General features: G+C 40.5%; 1 protein-coding gene (cut by a window edge). It reads left to right on the forward strand.

Annotated features, from left to right (window positions below):
* Positions 1-470 carry the end of a DNA mismatch repair endonuclease MutL gene (gene mutL / locus WG67_RS05685; RefSeq protein WP_070357028.1) on the forward strand. It extends 1,357 nt beyond the left edge of the window, so 470 of the gene's 1,827 nt are visible here — the last part of the coding sequence; the start codon falls outside the window, past its left edge; it ends in the stop codon at positions 468-470.
* The last annotated feature ends 757 nt before the right edge of the window (positions 471-1,227 follow it).

A 1,227-nucleotide genomic window follows, 5' to 3' on the forward strand; every position in this document is an offset into this window, starting at 1 on the left:
TAGTATATGAATGCTTAAAACAAAAATCAAGTGTAAAAAGACAAAAACTACTTCTTCCTGAAACGGTTGAAATCAAAAATCAAGCCGGAATGGAGATGATTGAAATCTATAAAGATAAGTTATTTGAAATGGGTTTTGATATTGAGATCAAACCAGAAAATAAAGTGATAGTAAAAGAAATCCCTGCAATTTTGGGAGCAATAGATGTGAAAGAGATGCTAATTAATATAGTCGATAGATTAACGGAAATAGAAGATATGTTGCCAATAGAGGATAAGGTGAACAAAATGCTGGCCACGGTCGCGTGTCATGGATCGATTCGAGCAGGGAGAAAAATGAAGTTAGAGGAAATGAATGAGCTACTGAGACGAATGGAAGAAACACCGTATGCTGGGCAATGCAACCATGGAAGACCAACTTACATAGAAATGAAACTCAGTGATATTGAAAAACTTTTTGAGCGTAGGTAATGAGGTTGCCATAAATATGTAAGTGCCCCTTTCTCGTCATCCAAGTAGCTCATAGAAACGAAAAAACTTCCTTGACAAACTCCTCCAGCGCCCTTATTATAGTATTAAGGGTATTTATGACTCAAAACTTGTTTTTGACCTGCAGGCTCAATGACAAAATTCAGTAAAAAACTCAGGGTATTTTTTGGCGGATTACATAAAATTATAGCGGCTGCATGTCTTTTAAATTTTTTCTACATTCAGCCAAACCGCGCTTAAACTAAGCGTCAGCACATTATTACAGCGCCACTTACAGTAATATAGAGTCAAAACTCGCTACTCGGGGCTTCTTTTGCCTTTTTTTCGTTTGGTAAATTTCTTAAATATTTATGGCTAAAGTAACTTAAGTTCACCGACAATCGTCATCCCGCTGCGTGTTAGCGGGATCTAGAGATACCGCGAATGAATCGCGGTATGACGGTTCGCGGCGGCGTGACGATAAGCTCGTCATCCCGCTGCTTGTTAGCGGGATCTATGTTAAGGTATAGTAGGGGATCAACCTCTAAGAGATACCGCGAATGAATCGCGGTATGACGGTGTAATGATGGTTAAGTAATTCGTCATCCCGCTGCTTGTTAGCGGCTAAGAGATACCGCGGCATGACGTAGGATTGTTGTCATCCCGCTGCTTGTTAGCGGGATCTAGAGATACCGCGAATGAATCGCGGTATGACGGTTCGCGGCGGTATGACGTAGAAGCTATACTTTTATACTCACCA

It is taken from the genome of Wolbachia endosymbiont of Drosophila incompta, from assembly GCF_001758565.1.
Taxonomy (GTDB): domain Bacteria; phylum Pseudomonadota; class Alphaproteobacteria; order Rickettsiales; family Anaplasmataceae; genus Wolbachia; species Wolbachia pipientis.